Raw genomic sequence first — 3,067 nt, 5'->3', positions numbered from 1 at the left:
CCACATACGCGGGGTTTTCTGCTTTCAACGCGCCTACTCAACGCTGCACCTGCCCCCTGGGGCGACGCACAGGCAAGGATGTCCCGCCCGTCGGTCCCTACCCCGGTCACATACCCCGGCGTGGTCAGGCGGGCGGGCCAACCTGGACCAGCCGCCGCCCGCTCGCCGCCGCCCGCCAGGCCGCTGTGCTCGGGGTGGCTGGGTTCCCTGACGGCGATCCTCGCGACGCGATCAACCACAACTCATCGTTGGCCGTAGCCCCTCGCGTTCGTTCAACCTGATCGGCCGCAGCCATGCCGGACGGAATGCGGCCAGCCGCCGGTCGCGGTCGCGGAACGCACACCAGCCACACGCGGGACGCGCACCAGCCGCCGACAACGGCTCCCGCAGCCAGCTGGAGGCTCCGCTGCAGGACGCGCACCAGCCACCGGGGCCGCCCGGCACCGTCCGCTCGCCAGGCTGCTGTGCTCGGGGTGGCTGGGTTACCTGACGATGATCCTCGCGACGCGATCAGCCGCAACTCGTCGTTGGCTGTAGCCCCTCGCGTTCGTTCAACCTGGTCGCCCGCAGCCATGCCGGACGGAATGCGGTCAGCCGCTGGCCGCCGGTCGCGGGTGCGGTTGCGGTTGCGGAACGCGCACCAGCCACCGAGCCGCTTGCACCCGCCAGCTGCCGGGTGCGGGTCGCTTTTCTGGACGCGGGTCACGGGTTCTGGGCGGCTCGGTTTCTGGGGATTCGGAGGACGAAGCGGGCGCCCTTGGGGCTGTCCTCGATGGTGAGCGTCCCGCCGTGGAGGCGGGCGATCTCGCGGGCGATGGGGAGGCCGAGGCCGGTGCCGGCAGGATCGCGGGACTTGCTGGCCTCCAGGCGGGCGAAGCGTTGGAAGACGAGGTCGCGGTCCTTTTCTGCGATGCCCGCGCCGTCGTCCAAGACCTCCAGGACGGCGACCGAACCGGCGGCCGGGCCGGTGGGCGAGTCCTCGCGGCGGACGGTGATGTCGATCTGCGATTCGGCGTGCCGTTCGGCGTTGTCCAGCAGGTTTGTGAGCAGCCGGACGAGCCGGAGCCGGTCGCCGAGCACCGTCACGCCCTCCTGGATGTGCGGGACGATCCGCTTCGTCCGGTCCGACCTCGCGACCTCGATGGTGACGAGCGCGCCGAGGTCGATGAGCTCGGTGTCCTGCCAGGCGGCGGCGTCCAGGCGGGCGAGCTGCAGCAGGTCCGTCACGATCGCCTGCAGTCGTTCGAGGCTCTGCAGGACGGCCCGTCCCGTCTTCGGCCAGTCGGTCTGGTCCGGATACAGGAGCGCCTCCTCGATCATGGCGCGCGCGGCGGCGATGGGGCTGCGCAGGTCATGGGACGCGTCCGAGGTGAAGCTGCGCTGCCGCGCCAGGGCGCTGTCGAGGCGGTCGAGGGTCGCGTTCGCCGCCTCGGCGAGCAGCCTGATCTCGTCCCGGTTCTCCGGGACCGTCACGCGCCGCCCCGACTCGCTGGCGGTGATCTCCGCGAGTTCGAGGCGGATCGCGTCCACCGGCGCGAGGGTCTGGTCGACGGTCCCCCACGCGCGCAGCGACACCAGCAGGACGGCCAGCAGCGACACGCACACCAGGAACATGATCAGGCTCGGATTGACGTACCAGGGGACAGTGGGGATCGCCGCGTAGACGATCCAGTCCCCGTCCGGCTGGTACACGCGGATCGATACCACCCACATGCAGCCGCTGAACCCGCGCGGCGGGCACAGGACCTTGGTGGAGTAGATGTCCCTCTCCCGCGGCCGGAACCGGGCGATCGGCAGGCCGCTCAGCGCCTTGCCGGTCCCCGCGATCACTCTGTGCCGGCTGTCCAGGAGTTGCAGGACGACGTCGTCCGGCGCGGAGAGCCCGCCCTTCAGGGCCGGTTCCCGCCTGACCTGGTAGGCGACCCGCGCAGCCGCGGCGGTGGCCTTGCTGCGCTTGTAGTCGCCCGCCTCGCCGCGCACGCCGACGACGATCAGGACGATCAGGACGACGCAGATCAGGGCGGTGACCGTTCCGGCAATCACGGTCATCCGCACCCGTATGGACCATGTGCGCCGTCTGTTCACCCGACCTCCCGCAGGTGAGGTAATCACCGTCCAGACCGGAATCAGTCCTCTGAACAGCCGCAGAGCGCCCAAGAGCGGCCAAAGAAATGGTCTTCCGCGCCGCCTGCCCGCCACGGCCGTTGCAGAAGCCAAAGCGCTGGACAAGCGCGCTGTTAGCATCGCCGGTTATGGAGCTGCGCCAGCTTGAGTACTTCGTGGCGGTGGCGGAAGAGGCCGGCTTCACCAGGGCCGCGACCCGGTTGCACGTCGCCCAGCCGGGGGTGAGCGCCCAGATCAGGCAGCTTGAACGGGAACTCGGCCAGCCGCTGTTCGACCGGTCGGGGCGGACCGTCCGGCTGACCGAGGTGGGCGAGGCCGTCCTGCCCTACGCGCGGGCGGCGCTCGCGGCTGTCGAGGGGGCGCGGCTGTCGGTGGACGAGCTGGCGGGCCTGCTGCGCGGGCGTGTCACGATCGGCACCATCGGCTGGATTCCATCCATCGACCTTCCGGGCATGCTCGCAGGTTTCCGCCGAGACCATCCGAACGTGGAGATAACGGTCGTCGAGGAGAAGACCGACACCCTGACCGGCGGCCTGCGGGACGGACGGATCGATCTCGCGTTCCTCAGCATGGGCTCCGAGCCACCCGAGGGCATCACGACCCAAGTCGTCATCGAGCAGGAGCTCTACGCGGTCGTCGGGCGCGGCCATCCGCTAGCCCGGCGGGCCATGATGCCGCTGCGCGCCCTCGCCGACGAGGACCTGATCTGCCCGCCGAAGGGCACCGGGCTGCGAGCCGTCCTGGACGCGGCATGCGCCGACGCCGGCCTCAGCCCGCGCATCGCATTCGAGGCCGGCGAGCCGCCCGTGCTCGCGCAACTCGCCGCGCACGGTATGGGCGTGGCCGTCCTCCCCGAGCCCGCCGCCCGCGCCCGCCCGGACGACCTGCACGCGATGCCGATCGTCCGCCCACGTCTGAGTGCCCGCATCGCACTCGCCTGGCG

General features: G+C 71.0%; 2 protein-coding genes. One reads left to right on the top strand and one right to left on the bottom strand.

The features are described 5' to 3' along the window. Nucleotides 1-702: 702 nt before the first annotated feature. Nucleotides 703-2,049, bottom strand: a complete 1,347-nt coding sequence (locus E1264_RS41645) for a HAMP domain-containing sensor histidine kinase (RefSeq protein WP_132182947.1) — start codon at nt 2,047-2,049, stop codon at nt 703-705. A gap of 203 nt (nt 2,050-2,252) precedes the next feature. Here E1264_RS41645 and E1264_RS41640 point away from each other — a divergent pair. Next, nucleotides 2,253-3,067, top strand: an 815-nt coding sequence (locus tag E1264_RS41640; protein ID WP_132182945.1) for a LysR substrate-binding domain-containing protein, incomplete at its 3' end; no start/stop codon positions are given.

Source organism: Actinomadura sp. KC216, assembly GCF_004348535.1.
Taxonomy (GTDB): Bacteria; Actinomycetota; Actinomycetes; order Streptosporangiales; family Streptosporangiaceae; genus Spirillospora.
This window is presented reverse-complemented; position numbering and strand designations above follow the sequence as displayed.

What these genes read in the sequence shown, in the direction of transcription:
- E1264_RS41645 (WP_132182947.1), bottom strand. Translation starts at nt 2,049, where the DNA reads ATGACCGTGATTGCCGGAACGGTCACCGCCCTGATCTGCGTCGTCCTG.